Source organism: Pseudomonas pudica, from assembly GCF_015680405.1.
Classification (GTDB): domain Bacteria; phylum Pseudomonadota; class Gammaproteobacteria; order Pseudomonadales; family Pseudomonadaceae; genus Aquipseudomonas; species Aquipseudomonas pudica.
The window spans coordinates 1-16,956 of sequence record NZ_JADLJS010000047.1; the positions used below are offsets into that span (position 1 = coordinate 1).

Genomic DNA, 16,956 nt, shown 5'->3' on the forward strand with positions numbered 1-16,956 from the left:
GGGCGAGTTCTCCCACGGTCTGTACTGCTGTGAACAGTCAGATTCGGCTTTTTCGTCCCACCACCCCTTCGAGTATCACCATACAAGCGGCTTTAGCAGCGAAGAGGCCGGTACAGGCAATAAAGATCAGAAGCTGTAGCTGCCAGTCACCACCAGGCTACGGGGGGCACCCACCTGGATCTGCGCCGCACTGGTCGCAGAGCTGTAGTAGGTCTTGTCGGCAATGTTGCTCAGCGCCGCTCGCACATCCCAGTCATGCGTGCGGTACCCAGCCAATGCATCCCAGCGGCCATACCCCGGTAGCACCGTGGTGTTCTGGTTGTCCGCATAACGCTCGCCCACCAGCGTCAGGCCGGTTTCGGCGTACCAGCCCAGTTCAGGTTTCCAGGTCACGAACAGGCTGCCGTTGCGCTTGGCCACATCATTGATGCGGTTGCCTTCCTGGCCGTTGTTGTCCTTGACGATGGTCGCATCCTGCAGGCCGATGCCACCGCGCACGTACCAGTTGCCGACGATATTGCCGGTGGCGGTCAGTTCGATGCCGCGCGAACGCTGCAAGCCGCTGAGCAAGATGTTTTCCGGGACAAGCGGGTCGCGGGTGCGGCGGTTGTACAGTTCCAGCTCGTAGATGGCCAGAGTGGTGGTCAGACGCTGGTCGAGCCAGTCGCTCTTCACGCCGATTTCCTTCTGGCGGGTTTCTTCCGGCTTGGCGTCGTTACCGTTGCCCTTTGCGCCCGGTGTGATACCGATCAGACCGCCGCCAACCGGCGAGAATGTCTTGCTCCATGAGACGTAGAACGAATGGTCGCGCCACGGTGTGTAGACCACACCCAGGCGTGGGCTGGTGCTGTTGCTGTCCTGTGTTTCGCGCACGCCATCCTTGTTGGTGGTCTGCACGTCGAACTGGTCGAAGCGTACGCCGGCAAGAACCTGCCACTGATCGTTCAGGCGGATCTGGTCTTGAAGATAAAGGCCGCGGCTATCGACCACGGTATGGTTGTCACTAAACAACGTCATTGGGCCATTGAGCTGCTGGTTGCGGCCGGGCTTGCCCAGGCCCTGCAGTTTCTGGTCGACCGCTTTGTACAGCACCGGGTCGCGCTTCTGGTTGCCGAATTCCAGGCCCAGCAATAGCTTGTGCTCCAGGCCCAGGGTGTCGAAGTCGCCCTCGGCTTCCAGGGTGTTGAACAGGTTGCGGGTGTTCAGGTCCTGTTGCCAGCGCTGGCGGGTCAAGGTGTCGGTGCTGGCGTCGTAGCCCGTGACGTAGGTGTTGTCGAACTCACTGTCGAGCTTGAACAGACCCAAGGTATGGCGCAACTGCCAGGTTTCGTTCAGCTGGTAGTTCAGGCGCGAGCGCAGCGACTGGGCGCGGTCGTCGATGTAGTCGCGCTGGGTGTCGCCATAGGTGGTGCTGCGGCTGACATCGGCCGGGCGGCCGTTGACCCCGGGGATGCCACGGTCCGGGGTGCGGTTGTAGCGGCTGTATTCGTATTGCACCAGCCAGTTCAGGTCGGGGGTGACCTGCCAGCTGATCGACGGGGCGAACAGTTGGCGGCTGCCGTCGATGCCGTCGCGGAAGCTGTTGTTGTCCTGGTTGCCCATGTTCAGGCGCAGGCTGACGGTATCGCTGGGGTCGACACTGAGGTCGGCATACAGGCTGCGCAGGTCCTCGCTGCCGGCCTGCGCCTCGATGCTCGAACGGCGGCCGTGCTCCGGCGCCTTGCTCACCCGGTTGACGATACCGCCCTGGCTGCCACGGCCATAAAGCACCGCTGCCGGCCCCTTGAGCACTTCGACCCGCTCGATGTTATGCAGGTCGCGGATGTACTGGCTGTCGTCGCGAATGCCGTCCAGATAGAAGTCGTTGCTGGCTTCGAAGCCGCGGATGCGCACGCTGTCGAAGCGGGTGTCGGCACCGCTGCTGACGTTGGGGATGCCTTCCAGCGCCTTGCCCAGGGTGTTGCTGCCGTAATCCAGCACGTTGACGGTCTTTACCGTGTCGATGGCCTGCGGCACATAGCGTACTGGCGTCGAGGTGCGGGTCGCGGTGCTTACCTCCTTGACCCGCGGGTTGTCCTCTTCGCGCTCGCTGTCGGCGGTCACCGACAGTTCCGGCAGAGTGGTCGTGGCGGCACTGGCCAGGCCGGCGCCGCACAGCAGCGGCAGGCCAAGGGTAAGGGGTAAAAGACGGCAGGGTACAAGCATGGGCACATCCGGATCGAGCAGGTGAAAAAGAGATGCGGATGGTAATGCTTGTTATTTGCTCTTGCTTGGGTATTTGTAAAGGGTTGTCATTACATCTGTGTCAGTTTGTTTCGCTCTCTGCCGCGCCGCATTTCCCTGTAGGAGCAGCCTTGAGCTGCGAAAGCGTCCTCACAGGAAATTGTCCGTTCGATCAAAAGGCGATTTCCCACACAAGATAAATTGTCCGCTGATAGCGCAAACCCGCATGGAAATGCACCAGACACGCGGGCTATTTTGGTTATATCAACCTGCATTTCACGACTTTTTGACATTTGTAATCGCACACGGCTAGGATTCGGCCAACGCCTGCTGGCCATGATCTTGGCCATGCTGCTGCCAGAGGCCGCCGTGTGATTACCGGCAGGCCTTCCAGTCTGGATCCGCATAGCGTCGAACCTACGAAGGGGCGTTGGTTCCTGGCGTCATATTGCAGAGCGTTTTTGATTAAGAAATAAGGAAAACAACATGTTGAAAACCAGGATCAGCCTGGTCGCCCTGGCGATGGTCGCCGCGACCCAGGCACAGGCCAATGATCAGGCCGACAGCAAAGGCTTCATCGAGGACAGCCACGCCAACGTCCTGCTGCGTAATGCCTATATCAATCGTGACAAGAAGCACGGCACCGACGACCAGATCGAATGGGGCCAGGGCGTCATCGCCAACTTCTCCTCCGGCTTCACCCAGGGCACCGTCGGTGTCGGCGTCGATGCATTCGGCCTGTATGCCGTGCGTCTGGACGGCGGCAAGGGCCACAACGGTGGCGCCGGTGTCGACTTCTTCAAGCCTTCGGACTTCAAGGACGAGAACGGCAACGCCAACTCGCCGCACAACCTGGCCCGTGGTGGCGCTGCAGTGAAGTTCCGCATCTCCAACACCGTGCTCAAGTACGGTGACCAGATGCCGGCACTGCCAGTGCTGCAGTACGACGATGCTCGTCTGCTGCCAGAAAGCTTCACCGGTACCCTGATCACCTCCAAAGAGATCCAGGGCCTGGAACTGAACGCCGGTCGCTTCACCCAGGAAGCGCGCAAGAGCGCCGAGCGCCGTGACGGTGGTGGCCTGAAGTCGATCAACGTCCTTGGTGGCAGCTACAAGTTCACCGACAACTTCACCGCTTCGCTGTACACCGCCGACAACGAAGACGTGATGAAGAAGCACTACCTGGGCCTGAACTACGTCTTCCCGATCGCCAGCGACCAGTCCCTGACCCTGGACTTCAACGGCTACAAGTCGGACATCGACGACAAGTTCGTGAAATCCGCTGGCCTGAACGGCGACTCCAACACCATCTGGAGCCTGGCAGCCACCTACGCGTACGGTGCGCACTCGTTCACCATCGCCCACCAGCGCAGCACCGGCAGCACCGGCTACAACTACGGCTGGTACCAGAACGAGGGTGGCGTGGGTGACGGTGGTTCGACCATCTACCTGGCCAACTCGTACTGGTCCGACTTCAACGCCGAAGACGAGCGTTCCTGGCAGCTGGGCTACGGCCTGGACTTCGGTGCCTACGGCATCCCGGGCCTGACCTACAAGCTGGCCTACGTGGTGGGTGACAACATCAACACCCGCAACGTCGCCAACCCGCAGGGCTTCGGTGAAGGTAAAGAGCGCGAGATCTTCAACCAGATCCGTTACGTGGTGCAGGACGGCCCGGCCAAGGACCTGTCGATCAAGCTGCGTAGCTCGTTCGTGCGTACCAACAACGCCGTGCAGCAGAACGGTTACAACGACGACGGCAACGAAGTCCGCGTATTCGTCGAGTACCCGATCAGCATCTTCTGATCCTGATCTGATGGCCTAGGGGCTGCTTTGCAGCCCATCGCGATACAAGGCCGCTTCCACATTGATCGGCATGCGCAGGACCATTGTGGGAGCGGCCTTGTGTCGCGAAAGGGCCGCAAAGCGGCCCCCGGCTTTCACGCCGGCTCCACTGCCCTGCGCCGCACCCCGGCAACCTTCACCTCTCCCTCCCCAGTCTCCGGCGCAAAGCTGTCACTGCGCGCCATCCGCCACATCCGCGCATAAAACTCGCTTTCAATCGAGCCACTGCGCAATTCGCCCGGCTTGAGGAATGTGTGCAGGTCCGAGAACAGACCGATTTCGCTGGGGCTGATACGCCGCGCCAAGTGCTTGGGCTTGAGTTCCGAAGGGTGTTCCAGGCCCGCGGCAGCCAACATTTCGGCCAACGTATGCAGCGTGTTGCGGTGGAAGCTGGCCACCCGCTCGGCCTTGTCCGGCACCACCAGGGCGCGTTGGCGCAGCGGGTCTTGCGTGGCCACGCCGGTCGGGCACTTGTTGGTATGGCAGCTCTGCGACTGGATGCAGCCAATGGCGAACATGAAGCCGCGCGCGGAGTTGACCCAGTCCGCCCCGATGGCCAGCACGCTGGCGATGTCGAAGGCGCTGACGATCTTGCCTGCCGCGCCAATGCGGATGCCAGCGCGCAGGTTCAGGCCGACCAGGGTGTTGTGCACGAACATCAGGCCCTCGCGCATCGGCACGCCCATGTTGTCGCTGAACTCGCGTGGCGCCGCCCCGGTGCCGCCTTCCTTGCCATCGACGACGATGAAGTCAGGAGTGATGCCGGTGGCAAGCATGGCCTTGGCAATGCCCATGAACTCCCATGGGTGGCCCAGGCAGAATTTGAACCCCACCGGTTTTCCGCCCGACAGCTCGCGCAGGCTGGCCACGAACTGCAGCAATTCGACCGGGGTGCGGAAGGCACTGTGCGCCGCCGGCGAGATGCAATCCTCGCCCACGCGCACGCCACGGGTGGCGGCAATCTCGGGGCTGACCTTGTGCCCCGGCAGGATGCCGCCGTGGCCCGGCTTGGCGCCCTGGCTGAGCTTGATCTCTATCATCTTCACCTGTGGCGAGCGCGCCTGCTCGGCGAAGCGCTGCGGGTCGAAGCGGCCGTCCTCGGTGCGGCAGCCGAAGTAACCGCTGCCGATTTCCCAGATCAGGTCACCGCCATGTTCGCGGTGGTAAGGGCTGATGCTGCCTTCGCCGGTGTCATGGGCAAAACGGCCCATGCGTGCACCGCGGTTGAGGGCCGCGATGGCGTTGGCACTGAGGGCGCCGAAGCTCATGGCCGAGATGTTGAAGATCGACGCCGAGTAGGGCAGACGGCATTGCGGCCCGCCAATGGCGATGCGGAACGATGCCGGGTCTGGCGTGGCCACTGGCAGCATGGAATGGCTGATGAACTCGAAGCCGGGCTTGTAGGCATCGTTGAGGGTGCCAAAGGCTTTCTCGGCACTTTCGTTCTTGGCCCGGGCGTAGACCAGCGAACGCTGCGAGCGAGAGAACGGCAGCTTGTCGTCGTCGCCCTCGATCAGGTACTGGCGGATTTCCGGGCGGATGGTTTCGATCAGGTAGCGGATGTTGCCCAGGATCGGGTAGTTGCGGCGCACGGCGTGGTGGCTTTGCCGCAGGTCGTTCAGCCCGACCAGGCTGAGCAACGTGGTGATCAGTGTCAACGGCCACAGCCAGGCATGCTGGGGTAGCAGCGGCAGGCTGGCGAAGGAGAACAGCAGGCAGAGAGCGAGGCAGGCGTAGCGGCTGGGTAGAGAGTGTTTCATGGGTCCATCGCAGGCAGGATGACCGGGCATAGGATAGGCAAAGGCGGGGAGGGGAAAACCTGGGTAATCGGTAAAAGACTGTTACCTGATTGTGGTTGTGTTGCCTGTGCTGGCCTCATCGCCGGCGAGCCAGGTCCCACCTCGACCGCAACGATTTCAAGCCGTGCGCAGTACCTGTGGGAGCTGGCTTGCAGGCGATGAGGCCAGCCCAGGTGGTAAAGTTCCTGTCCCACAAAAGTGTTAGCGAGGCAACAAAACGCTGACCCGCAACCCACCCCCCTCGCGGTTCGCCAACAGCAACTCGCCCCCATGGCTGGCAGCAATCCGCTGGGCAATGCTCAACCCCAGCCCGTACCCCCCGGACGCCTGGTTGCGCGACCCTTCACCGCGCACGAACGGGTCGATGATGGTCGCCTGCAGGCTCGGAGCAATCCCCGGGCCGCGGTCATCGATATGGATGAACACCCCCGTGGTCGCCTGCTCAAGCGTGACCGAAACCTCCTTGGCATAACGCAACGCATTGACCAGCAGGTTCTGCAGGCAACGCTGCAGCAGCAGGGCATCGACCCGCAGGCTACCCGCCTGGCCATGCACCGGCAGCGGCTCTTCAGCAGTGGCCAACTCCGCGCACTGGCGCACCACCAGCCGGTCCAGGTCCACCTGCTGCAAGTTCTGTTGCTCCCCCGCGCGCAGGTAATCGAGCACCTGGCCGATCATGTTGTCCATCTGCGCAATGTTCTGCCGCAGGCGTTTCCGGTTTTCGTCGTCCGGCAGGCGCTCCAGGCGCAGGCGCATGCGCGTCAGAGGGGTGCGCAGGTCGTGGGACACCGCCGCCAGGAAGTGGGCCTTGTCGTTGACCATCGCGATCAGCCGCTGCTGCATGGCGTTGAAGGCCTGGGCCGCCTGGCGCACTTCCTCCGGGCCATCCAGCGCCAAAGGCGGCTGCTCGAGGTTGCTACCAAGACCGCGCGCGGCATCGGCAAGGCGCCGCAACGGGCGCAGGCACAGGCGCACGGCGATCAGGCACACCAGCAATACCGCGACGATGCGCAGCGCGTACACCCGCAACAGGTAATCGCTGATCAGCACCCAGGCCGACTCGCCGCTCCAGCCTTGCAGTTCCTGGCCCTCGATAGTCAGCCAGTGCCCATCGGCCAACGGCACCGCGAACTGCAGATGCGCCTGGGCCGTGCGCAGGCCGAACAGGCTGCGCCAGACGATCGGCTGGCCGTGTTCATCGGTCAGCTGCACCTTAATCAGGCGCACGTCCTGGGCATGCCCCAACTCGTACTCGAGGGCCTGATGCAGCAACAGTTCGATACGCCTGCGCCCACGGCGCTCGTCCTGCACCGGCGTGGGCAGGGTTTCGCTGCAACGCAGCTGGTAATGCGCTGGCGCCTGCAGTGCACCGGCATGGCAGTCGGCCTGGGCGATCAACGGCGCGCTGCGTGCGGCAATCAGCCGGACAGGGGCCTCGAGTACCTGGGCAAAACGCACATCGAACCAGATGCTGCTCGACATCAACTGGATCAGCACGGTGCCGCTGACCATTATCAGCAGCAACTGGCCGAATAATGTGCGTGGCCACAGCCGGCGTAGCCAGCGCATGTCAGGCATCGGCCCCGTTGGCGGCGATGCTCAGCAGATAACCTTCGTTGCGGATGGTGAGAATTTGCGCGGTACCCGCCGGCGCATGGCGCAGGTGCTGGCGCAGGCGGCTGACGCACATGTCCACCGAACGGTCGTCTGGCAGGTGGTCGCGGCCGAACGCACTGCGCGTCAGCTGGTCGCGGGATACTACGCGGTTGTTGGCTTCCAGCAGCTCGCGCAGTACGCGATAGTCGGAGCGGGGCAGGGTCAGGGTCTCGCCATCGGGGCGGGTGAGCAGGCGCTTCACATGTTCCAGGCGGAAGCCGGCGAACAGCTGGGTATCTTCTGCCGGCTCTTCGGCGGGCGCATCCAGGCGTTGCGGACGACGCAGCACGGCCTTTATCCGCGCGATCAGCTCGCGTGGCTCGAAGGGCTTGGCCAGGTAGTCATCGGCACCCACCTCCAGGCCGATGATGCGGTCCAGCGTGCTGCCCTTGGCCGACAGCATGATCACCGCCAGCCCCGGCGTGGCTTGCAGCTGGCGGCACAGGCTCAGGCCGTCTTCGCCTGGCAGCATCAGGTCCAGCACTACCAGCTCCACCTTGTGTCGGGCCAGTTGCTCGCGCATCTGCTCGCCGTCAGCCGCTGCCAGCACGTTATAGCCTGCATCTGTCAGGTAATCACAAAGAAGTTCGCGGATCTCGTCGTCATCGTCGACAACAAGCAAAGTTGTGCTCATGCGGGGAAACACCTGTTCGGTGAGGGCCGGTGGCGCTCGTTACGTTCGATTACATCCCCGTACAAGCCGGGGCTGGAGCCCGGGGGGCCTATCCCTAGAATCCTAACAAAAAATCATCTGCAAATACGAAGCCTTCCCAAATGAACTCCGAGAGCAACCCGAACGCCTTCCCCTCCATCAGCCGAGGCGGCACGCGCCTCAAACCGCTGGCACTGTTCATTGCCATGGCCGTCAGCGGTGGCGCGATGGCTGCCGACAGCAAGCCCCTGGAACTGGAAGCCACGCAAATCGAAGACAGTGCCCTGCTGCCCGCCGACGAAGCCGGCCAGCTGGGTTACACCGTCGAAAGCACCCGCAGCTCCACCGGCCTGGCCCTGACGCCGCGCCAGACGCCGCAGTCAGTCACCACCATTACCCGCCAGCAGATGGATGACCGCGACATCCACACCATCGAGCAAGCGCTGGAGACCACCCCAGGCGTTACCGCGAGCAAGTCCGAAGTGGGCGGGCGTACCGACTACCGTGCCCGTGGTTACTCGATCAGCAACTGGAAGGTCGATGGCCTGCAGTTCCAGGGCGGCTCCGACTTCAGTGGCGGCGGCAACGCACTGAACATGGACCTGTACGAGCGCATCGACATCGTGCGCGGTGCCAACGGCCTGCTGGGCGGTACCGGCGACCCGTCGGCCACCGTCAACCTGATCCGCAAGGCACCGACCAAAACGTTCGGCGGTAGCGCATATGCCACCTACGGCAGCTGGGACAAGCGCCGCCTGGGCGCCGACCTCAACCTGCCGCTGTCCGAAGACGGCCGCCTGCGTTCGCGCTTCGTGATGACCCAGCAGGACGCCAACTCATTCCGCGACAACCAGTCCGAGCGCTCCCGCGCCGCGCTGGCCAACTTCGAGTTCGACCTGGACGACGCCACCACCCTCGGTGCCGGCTACCAGTACGAGTACAACAAGATTGTTGGCGGTGGCTGGGGTGCGAACATCCCGATCTGGTACCGCGATGGCAGCAAGACCGACCTGCCGCGCAGCACCAACGTGGTACCCAGCTGGAGCTTTGGCGAGTACACCACCCGCACCGCGTTCGGCTCGCTGGAGCACCGCTTCGACAATGACTGGACGCTGGACCTGAAAGCCGCCCAGAGCACCGCCGAAACCCTCAACCACCGCGGCCTGGCCAAGGTCAACTCGGCGGGCCGTGGCAGCTACGGCGGCTACTGGGACCAGGATGGCAGCGGCGCCGTACTCAACGGCTTGCACAGCTCCACCGACACCACCCAGCAGTCGGCGCAGATCGACCTGTCCGGCCCGTTCCAACTGTTTGGCCGTACCCACCAGGCGATGGTTGGTTACAACGACAGCCGCACCGTGGCCTGGTCGCCGGAATACACCTGCACCATGGTTGGCGACGGCATGGCCAGTGCGCCTGCGCTGGGTTGCCAGTTCCGCGCCAACAACGGCTTCCCGTTGACCGACTGGCGCAATGGCGTGGATGACGACTACAACATCATCGCCTCGCGCACCGGCCGCCACAGCAAGACCACCACTCGCCTGCAGGGCATGTACGCGGCAACCCGCCTGAGCATCACCGAACCGCTGTCGGTCATCCTCGGCGTGCGCACCAGCAACTACTCGGCCACCACTCGCAGCGTGGCCGGCGCACGTACCAGCCAGGAAGAGAACGGCATCGTCACCCCGTACCTGGGCGCCGTGTACGACCTCAACGACAACTACTCGCTGTATGCCAGCTACACCGACATCTTCACCCCGCAAACCGCTGAAACCAGCAACGGCAGCAAGGTCGAGCCGATTCGCGGGCAAAGCTACGAGACGGGTATCAAGGGTGAGTGGTTCGATGGCCGCCTGAACGCCTCGGCGGCGTACTTCCGCACCAAGCAAGAAAACAAGGCAGTGCTCGACGGCGACCTGACCACCCCCACCGGTGGTGACGCCTACAAAGCTGGTTCCGGCCAGGAAACCGACGGTATCGACCTGGAAATCGCCGGCGCCCTGACCCCCAGCTGGAACGTGTACGCCGGCTACACCTACCTGCACTTCCGCCGCGTCGACAGCGACGGCCGCAGCGACCCATCGCACCTGTTCAAGGCCTCGACCACCTACCGCCTTTCCGGCCCGCTCGACCGCCTGACACTGGGCGCCGGGGTTGCTGCGCAGAGCAACATCCGCGCAATCTCCAGCCCGGCGGGCCAGCCGAGCAATGGTGTGAGCAACGGTGCCACTGACGTGAACTGGTCCGGTTATGCCATCTGGAATGCCATGGCCAAGTACCAGCTGACCGACGACACCAGCGTCAGCCTCAACGCCAACAACCTGTTCGACAAGCACTACTACACCCGCTACGGGTTTTATGCCGGGGCGATTTATGGTGATCCACGCAATCTGTCGCTGACGGTCAGCACGGCGTTCTGATCAAACGCACCTGGGGCTGCTGCGCAGCCCATCGCCGGCAAGCCGGGCTCCCACAGGTACTTTGGGAGCAACTAACAGGTGGCGCGATCCCTGTGGGAGCGGGCGCGCCCGCGAACACGGGCGAAGCCCGTGCCATCCACCGCAGCACCTGATTCGCTGGGTCGGCGCCAGGCTCAAACCATGCGCTGTACCTGTGGTAGATGGCCCAGCCCTTTGGGCTGCGCTATCGCGTAGATAACTGAAATTGCAAGCAATCCGCGTCCCCTGTGGGAGCGGCTTTAGCCGCGAAGAATCCAACGCGGTGCATGGCACCGGCTGCGCCGGTGTTCGCGGCTAAAGCCGCTCCTACAGGCCCCCTGCTAACTCAATGAGTTATGTGCAGTTCTATGAGAGCCCGGCTTGCCGGCGATGTGCCGCAAAGCTGCCCCATTTCACCTGGGGCCAGCCTCTTGCACGCGATCAATCGGCTTCTCCAGCCGGTCCTCGAAACTGTCCCAGTCCTCGCCAAACAGTTCCACCGGGTGCATGGTCCGACTCGCGCCATTGCCACAGGCCAATGCCTTGGCCGGGCAGTACAGGTCGCAACCCCAGCAGATGCGCTCCGGGTGGCTGGGGTTTGTGGGGAATTTCTTGGCCATGGTCAGCTTCCCTCTGAACTATGTCCCCAACCTATACCTCGGCCCGCTACTCAGCTTGATCGACATCAATATCCCAATGACCCTCAGCAGAGCGCATATTCCGGATCCAGATATCTGCTTGACAGATATCTGGATCCGGAATAATTTGTAGGCACCTTGGTACGCCGAGACAACACGATGCGAGTGATAACGAAAGCGGCGGTTACCAAAGCCATCGAAGCTCACGCCCAGTGGAAAGCGCCCCTGAGCCTGTGGCTCACGACCTTTGATAGGGCGACGCTGCGCTTCGAGTCTTTTGAGCAGCTAAGGGACACGTGGTCTACCGCCTCTGGCTGGAACGTTGACCGCATTCCTTGTTCAAAACTCAGGCCCGCCAGCCGAAAAGGGCCGCTTGATGTCTATGTGTTCGATATCAAGAAAAACGAATGCCGTCTGATCGCATGGCTCAACACACGAACGGGCACCCTCTATATCAAGGCCATTCTGTCGCACGCGGAGTACGACAGGTGGTGCAAGAGCGATGTCAGGTAGCCGCCTGGCACTTGCCCAAAACCTACCGATTCGACAGGTGACAACCATGAAGCGGGATAAAATCGAAGCCAATGGACTAGATGCCTTCATCGCTAATATTTCACCCATGCTGGATGGCCTGCACACCCAGATGGCAACCATGGCCCAGCTTCTTGCTGCCTGCCATGACCCCATCAAGGACGATGCTGAACTCCAGGCGCGGATGGCATTGATCGATGAGCTCTACTCGCATGCCGACAGCGAAGGTCACGCAGCAGCGCGCTTTGCAGAGATGGTGGCGGATCGTGTCTACGAGTATGAGAGTGAGTCGGTACTCGTGCCGTTTGCGAGCCAGGCCGAAGCATTGGCCTTCCTGCTGTCGGACAGGGGGGTGAAGCAGAAGGACCTTGCCTCGATAGCAACTCAGAGCGCGGTTTCAGAGATTTTGAACAACAAGCGGAAGATGACGGTTGCCCAGATAAAGGGCTTTGCTGAGTTTTTCAGCGTACCGGTTGAGTTTTTCATGCATGGGGTGGTTTGAAATCGGTAGGGTTGCTGGGATCGCGGGGCACAGAAAGCAGAAAAGGCCTACCTTTTGGTGAGCCTTTTTTTATACGGCACCAGGAGTCGAATTTAATTCTATTCTGTTGAAAAATAACAATTTTTATGCGTGGTCGAGATGCTGCTACCTCTAAAATTACCTTAATGCTTTGTTTTGGTAATGCGCATTTTTCTTGGTGCGTTAATCGATAAATTTCAGAGGGCATCGCTGTCTGCGATTTCCCCAACCCGTACTCTTTAGAATGTGTCGCGAGGATGCTTGATTAATGGCAAGCTGCCATCTATGCTCGAGATTTATTATTTTGAAGCGTGAATCAATATCATTTGCTGAATTATACATACAGGGAGTTTTATGCGGATTCAATTTCTTGATATACAAAATTTTCGTAAATTAAAGTCTTGCAGGTTGGAGCTCTCCGATCAGGAGACGGTTTTTGTTGGCGCTAACAATAGCGGTAAAACATCAGCAATGGATATGCTGATTAGATTTTTGATTAAGACCAGAAGAAAAGAGTTGTCCACCACAGATTTTACACTTTCGAACTGGTATGAGCTTAATAAAGTTGCTGAGACATGGGGCAGCATCTCTGAGAAAGGGGGGACCCTTGGCGAGTGGCAGAAATTATGTCCTGCGTTGGATTTGTGGCTAGATGTTGAAGAGTGTGAGGCTTATCGCGTCAGTCATCTCATACCTTCGCTTGACTGGAAAGCTGGTCGCTTGGGTGTTCGGATCTCCTTTGAGCCCAAGGATATTTCAGCTTTAAAGAACGAGTACATAACTGAGCGTACTTCGTCGCAGCGGCTGCTAGAAGAGGCTCGTGAGAAAAGCCCAGGCAGCGCTAAGTTCTCAATTTGGCCAAGGAATCTGAGAGACTTTTTAGATAAGCCTGGAAAATTACATAGCCATTTTAAATTTAATAGCTATCTACTGGATCCGGATCTTATAGATTTAAATTCTGAAGAAATCAACACGCAAGATATACCAAGCCAGGAACCACTGGAGAATGACCCATTTGAGGGTTTGCTTCGAATTGATCTGATAGAAGCTCAAAGGGGATTTTCAGATTCCGGGAGCAGTGAAAGCGTTGGGATGGGCGGTACGGGGAAAGGAAGTCTTTCTCAACAGCTTAAGAAATATTATCAAAAGCATCTGGATCCGTCAGAGTCGCCAGATTTAGAAGATATTTTAGCCTTGCAATCTATCGACCAAGCTAAATCGACTTTTGATGATCGTCTTAAGGAACGGCTTACCAGTGCATTAACAGAGATTGAAACAATAGGTTATCCAGGTTTTGCTGATCCTTCGATCAGTATTACTAGCAAGATAAACCCTATTGATACATTGGATCATGATACTGCTATTCAGTTTGACCTGTTTAAGAAAGCGGCTGATGGGTTGGAGTCATTACGGTTGCCTGAAAAAATGAACGGGCTAGGGTACAAAAATCTCATATCGATGATTTTTGCTCTTATTAGTTTTAGAGATGGATGGATGCGCGTCAAAAAAGCGCAAAGTCTGCTAGGGGAATCTATAGAACCTCTTCATCTTGTCTTAATTGAAGAGCCAGAGGCGCACCTTCATGCACAGGTGCAGCAAGTATTTATAAATAAGGCTTATACGGTTCTACGTAACCACGATCGTTTGAAGGATAAATCCGATTTCAATACGCAGTTAGTAGTAAGCACCCATTCTAGCTATCTTGCTTACGAAATGGATTTCTCTAAGTTGAGGTACTTTAAAAGGTGTAAGGCTGTTTCTGGATTTGAAACGCCAACAGCCAATATAGTGAATCTGCGTGCGACGTTTGGTGACAAAGAAAATGAAACTAGCAAATACGTGGCCCGTTACTTAAAAACAACCCATTGTGATTTGTTTTTTGCCAACGGAATAATTTTAGTGGAGGGCGCGGCTGAAAGGATGCTGATCCCTCACTTTATTCGTAATAATTTTGAAAAGTTAAGCACAAGCTACATTTCTGTTTTGGAGATAAATGGGGCCCACGCGCATCGCCTGCAACCGCTAATTGAAAAGCTAGGGCTACATACGCTAATCGTTACGGACCTAGATAGTAAAGAGGAAAAGAAAGATCCAAAGGATGGAACGTTGAGTGTTACTAAAGCGTTGCCGGATATCGGGCGAGGTCAGATATCTGATAATACTACTCTCCGCAAGTGGTTGCCTAAGATGTCTTCAGTAGATGACTTGATGGTGGCTGAGGCAAAGAATAAAATTTCATCGTGCGGTACTACGCGAGTATGTTATCAAAGCCCTATACCTTTGAATGTCGACCCTTGGAGGGCTGATCCTCCAGTTTCTGCAGTCCCTTATACTTTTGAAGATGCTTTAGCGTTAACCAATGTGGAGACATTCAGGGGGCATAAGACTGCTACGGGCATGCTAAAAAAAATGTGTGATGCACTAAGTCTTGCTGACCTTGATAAAGCTCGAGCGGGGATGTTCTCCGCTTTATCGGGAGAAAAGGCAAAAATGGCGCTTGACCTACTGTTCGATATCGATCCGACGAAGTTAACACCTCCTCAATACATTTTTGAGGGATTGGAGTGGCTAGAGCAATCCCTCAACTCGACTAGCGTGGAAGATGCTGTGGCAGAATTGGCAGCAGTGCTAATCGTAGAAGGTAACGAGTCTCCTATCCCCGCCAAATTGAAGGAGAGCGACGAAGTAATGTCCCCCGCCAGCTTGACTTGGGCGGTAACAGATCGCTCCGAGGGTGAATGAAATGATTAACTTGACGGGAGTGGACAAAGACATATTTTCCTATTTGGAACCTTCTAAGCTTCGCAGCTTTTTTCTATTTGCCGGTGCTGGCTCAGGCAAAACAAGAACGCTTATAAATGTGTTGGAATGCTTTCGGCAAACTTATTTAATGGAGTTTGTTGCATATGGCAAGAAGATTGGAGTGATAACATATACGAATGCGGCGTGTGATGAAATAAAGGAGCGACTAAATTATGATGAGTCGTTCGAAGTTTCAACTATTCATAGTTTTGCGTGGGGGCTGATAAAGCCATACACATTGGATGTAAAGGCTTGGATTGTTGGCGCGTTAACTCAAGAGCTTTTCGAAGTACAAGAGGCACAGCGTAAGGGACGGTCGGGGTCTAAAAGTGCTGCGGAGCGAGCTCTTAAAATAGTTTCAATTCAAAGGCGTCTAGAAAACCTAAAAAGCGTGTCCGCGTTTAGATACAACCCGAATGGCATTAGTTCTGGGAAAGATTCGCTAAATCACTCTGAGGTTTTGAAAATCGCAAGCGCTTTAATTGTTAATAAGCCCTTACTGCAGAGAATTTTAGTCGAGAGTTTTCCCATTCTTTTGATTGATGAAAGTCAAGATACACAGCGCGATTTGATTGAGGCTTTTTTAGATGTTCAAAAAAGGCATACAGGCAGATTTTGCCTTGGGCTTCTCGGCGATGTGATGCAGCGAATATATCCGGATGGAAAAAAAGATTTAGGGAAAGATGTTCCCGAAGACTGGGCTATTCCTGAGAAAAAAATAAACTATCGATGCCCGTCTAGAATTGTTGATCTAATTAATAATATAAGATCTGTGTTTGATAGTCATAGTCAGGTTCCGGAAAAGAAGGAGCCTGGTTTTGTGCATCTCTTTGTAGTCGACTCTAATGGCCCAGTTGATCGCTTAACCACGGAGCTTAAAATTTCTGACATGATGTCGCAGATCACGCAGGATAAACTTTGGAATAATTTAAGGGCGGATGTTAAAACTCTTACGCTTGAGCACCATATGGCTGCTGCTCGAGGCGGTTTTGCCGAATTTTTTAAGCCATTATATGAGTTGTCAAATAGAACTGATCTAGTAAATGGTAGGCTCGCTGGAATTCCATTTCTAATAAATGTTTTTATCCCATTCGTTCAGAGTGTGCGTGCGGCGAACAAGTTCAGAGTCATGCAGATTCTAAAAGAATTTTCGCCGCTAGTGACATCGGAAAACCTAAAGTCCTCAGCTGAGTCGGCTCTAAAAGAAGCAAAAGATAGCGTTGAAGCGTTAGCAAAACTTCTTGCAGAGAGGGCCGATCCAACTATAAGTGAATTGTTGTCGGTGATTGCTGATTTTAATGTTTTAGTTTTGCCGGATCTCTTTGTCCAGGTTTTGGCTGCGTCAAAAGTTCAAACAGAGCGGGATGGCATCGATGATGCTCGTGATGAGTTGAATTTAAAATTTGAAGAGGCCTTGAAGTCACCATTTTCACAACTTGTTGCATATGGTAACTATATAGCTGACAGATCAAGTTTCGGAACTCATCAGGGGGTGAAGGGGCTGCAGTTTCCTCGCGTAATGGTGATTTTAGATGATGATGATTCTAGAGGGTTTCTCTTTAGTTATGAGAAGTTGTTTGGGTCGGCTGAATTAACCAAAGCGGACCGAGATAATATGGCAGAAGGTAAGGAGACTACGGTGGACAGAACGCGAAGGCTATTTTATGTGACTTGCAGTCGTGCGGAGGAAAGTTTAGCTGTAGTTATGTACACCAAGCAGCCGCAACTTGTAGTCGAGTTTTCGAAATCTCAAAAATTATTTTCTGAGGTCGAGATAACCGTTGTCTAATACAGGTGGCATTGCTTATGTTTTTTTCGATAAGCAATGCTTTGCTTGATCTCTTGAGGCGAT

Annotated in this window: 11 protein-coding genes; 6 read left to right on the forward strand and 5 right to left on the reverse strand. The window is 56.9% G+C overall.

Annotation, left to right across the window (positions count from 1 at the left end):
* Positions 1–126 precede the first annotated feature (126 nt).
* Positions 127–2,205: a TonB-dependent receptor gene (locus IRZ77_RS22810; RefSeq protein ID WP_196174471.1), complete on the reverse strand. Its 2,079-nt coding sequence runs from the start codon at positions 2,203–2,205 to the stop codon at positions 127–129.
* A gap of 504 nt (positions 2,206–2,709) precedes the next feature.
* Here IRZ77_RS22810 and IRZ77_RS22815 point away from each other — a divergent pair.
* Positions 2,710–4,029 (forward strand): OprD family porin, encoded by a 1,320-nt coding sequence (locus IRZ77_RS22815; RefSeq protein WP_046614512.1) that lies wholly within the window; start codon positions 2,710–2,712, stop codon positions 4,027–4,029.
* A 134-nt stretch (positions 4,030–4,163) separates the two neighbouring features.
* Here the strand turns inward: IRZ77_RS22815 and IRZ77_RS22820 are convergent, their stop codons facing one another.
* From IRZ77_RS22820 to IRZ77_RS22830, 3 genes are all read right to left on the reverse strand, one after another.
* Positions 4,164–5,828, reverse strand: a complete 1,665-nt coding sequence (locus IRZ77_RS22820) for an FMN-binding glutamate synthase family protein (RefSeq protein ID WP_196174472.1) — start codon at positions 5,826–5,828, stop codon at positions 4,164–4,166.
* A gap of 240 nt (positions 5,829–6,068) precedes the next feature.
* Positions 6,069–7,436 (reverse strand): ATP-binding protein, encoded by a 1,368-nt coding sequence (locus IRZ77_RS22825; RefSeq protein ID WP_196174473.1) that lies wholly within the window; start codon positions 7,434–7,436, stop codon positions 6,069–6,071.
* A 1-nt stretch (position 7,437) separates the two neighbouring features.
* On the reverse strand, positions 7,438–8,157 hold the full coding sequence (locus IRZ77_RS22830; protein ID WP_196174474.1) for a response regulator: 720 nt from the start codon (positions 8,155–8,157) through the stop codon (positions 7,438–7,440).
* A 140-nt stretch (positions 8,158–8,297) separates the two neighbouring features.
* Here IRZ77_RS22830 and IRZ77_RS22835 point away from each other — a divergent pair, with 140 nt between their 5' ends.
* Positions 8,298–10,595, forward strand: coding sequence for a TonB-dependent siderophore receptor (locus tag IRZ77_RS22835; RefSeq protein ID WP_196174475.1), 2,298 nt, complete (start codon positions 8,298–8,300; stop codon positions 10,593–10,595).
* A gap of 431 nt (positions 10,596–11,026) precedes the next feature.
* Here IRZ77_RS22835 and IRZ77_RS22840 read toward each other — a convergent pair whose 3' ends face one another.
* Positions 11,027–11,233, reverse strand: a complete 207-nt coding sequence (locus IRZ77_RS22840; protein ID WP_135002100.1) for a DUF3079 domain-containing protein — start codon at positions 11,231–11,233, stop codon at positions 11,027–11,029.
* A gap of 177 nt (positions 11,234–11,410) precedes the next feature.
* Here IRZ77_RS22840 and IRZ77_RS22845 point away from each other — a divergent pair, with 177 nt between their 5' ends.
* The 4 genes from IRZ77_RS22845 to IRZ77_RS22860 all read left to right on the forward strand — a co-directional run bounded on the left by IRZ77_RS22845 (position 11,411) and on the right by IRZ77_RS22860 (position 16,893).
* Positions 11,411–11,764, forward strand: a complete 354-nt coding sequence (locus IRZ77_RS22845; protein ID WP_196174476.1) for a type II toxin-antitoxin system HigB family toxin — start codon at positions 11,411–11,413, stop codon at positions 11,762–11,764.
* A 46-nt stretch (positions 11,765–11,810) separates the two neighbouring features.
* The gene (locus tag IRZ77_RS22850; protein ID WP_108481720.1) at positions 11,811–12,284 is read left to right on the forward strand and encodes a helix-turn-helix domain-containing protein; all 474 of its coding nucleotides are present in this window, start codon (positions 11,811–11,813) and stop codon (positions 12,282–12,284) included.
* Between the two features lie 372 nt (positions 12,285–12,656).
* Positions 12,657–15,044, forward strand: a complete 2,388-nt coding sequence (locus tag IRZ77_RS22855) for an AAA family ATPase (protein WP_196174477.1) — start codon at positions 12,657–12,659, stop codon at positions 15,042–15,044.
* 1 nt (position 15,045) lies between these two features.
* Positions 15,046–16,893 (forward strand): UvrD-helicase domain-containing protein, encoded by a 1,848-nt coding sequence (locus IRZ77_RS22860; protein ID WP_196174478.1) that lies wholly within the window; start codon positions 15,046–15,048, stop codon positions 16,891–16,893.
* Positions 16,894–16,956 lie beyond the last annotated feature (63 nt).

What these genes read in the sequence shown, in the direction of transcription:
- IRZ77_RS22810 (WP_196174471.1), bottom strand. Translation starts at nt 2,205, where the DNA reads ATGCTTGTACCCTGCCGTCTTTTACCCCTTACCCTTGGCCTGCCGCTG.
- IRZ77_RS22815 (WP_046614512.1), top strand. Translation starts at nt 2,710, where the DNA reads ATGTTGAAAACCAGGATCAGCCTGGTCGCCCTGGCGATGGTCGCCGCG.
- IRZ77_RS22820 (WP_196174472.1), bottom strand. Translation starts at nt 5,828, where the DNA reads ATGAAACACTCTCTACCCAGCCGCTACGCCTGCCTCGCTCTCTGCCTG.
- IRZ77_RS22825 (WP_196174473.1), bottom strand. Translation starts at nt 7,436, where the DNA reads ATGCGCTGGCTACGCCGGCTGTGGCCACGCACATTATTCGGCCAGTTG.
- IRZ77_RS22830 (WP_196174474.1), bottom strand. Translation starts at nt 8,157, where the DNA reads ATGAGCACAACTTTGCTTGTTGTCGACGATGACGACGAGATCCGCGAA.
- IRZ77_RS22835 (WP_196174475.1), top strand. Translation starts at nt 8,298, where the DNA reads ATGAACTCCGAGAGCAACCCGAACGCCTTCCCCTCCATCAGCCGAGGC.
- IRZ77_RS22840 (WP_135002100.1), bottom strand. Translation starts at nt 11,233, where the DNA reads ATGGCCAAGAAATTCCCCACAAACCCCAGCCACCCGGAGCGCATCTGC.
- IRZ77_RS22845 (WP_196174476.1), top strand. Translation starts at nt 11,411, where the DNA reads ATGCGAGTGATAACGAAAGCGGCGGTTACCAAAGCCATCGAAGCTCAC.
- IRZ77_RS22850 (WP_108481720.1), top strand. Translation starts at nt 11,811, where the DNA reads ATGAAGCGGGATAAAATCGAAGCCAATGGACTAGATGCCTTCATCGCT.
- IRZ77_RS22855 (WP_196174477.1), top strand. Translation starts at nt 12,657, where the DNA reads ATGCGGATTCAATTTCTTGATATACAAAATTTTCGTAAATTAAAGTCT.
- IRZ77_RS22860 (WP_196174478.1), top strand. Translation starts at nt 15,046, where the DNA reads ATGATTAACTTGACGGGAGTGGACAAAGACATATTTTCCTATTTGGAA.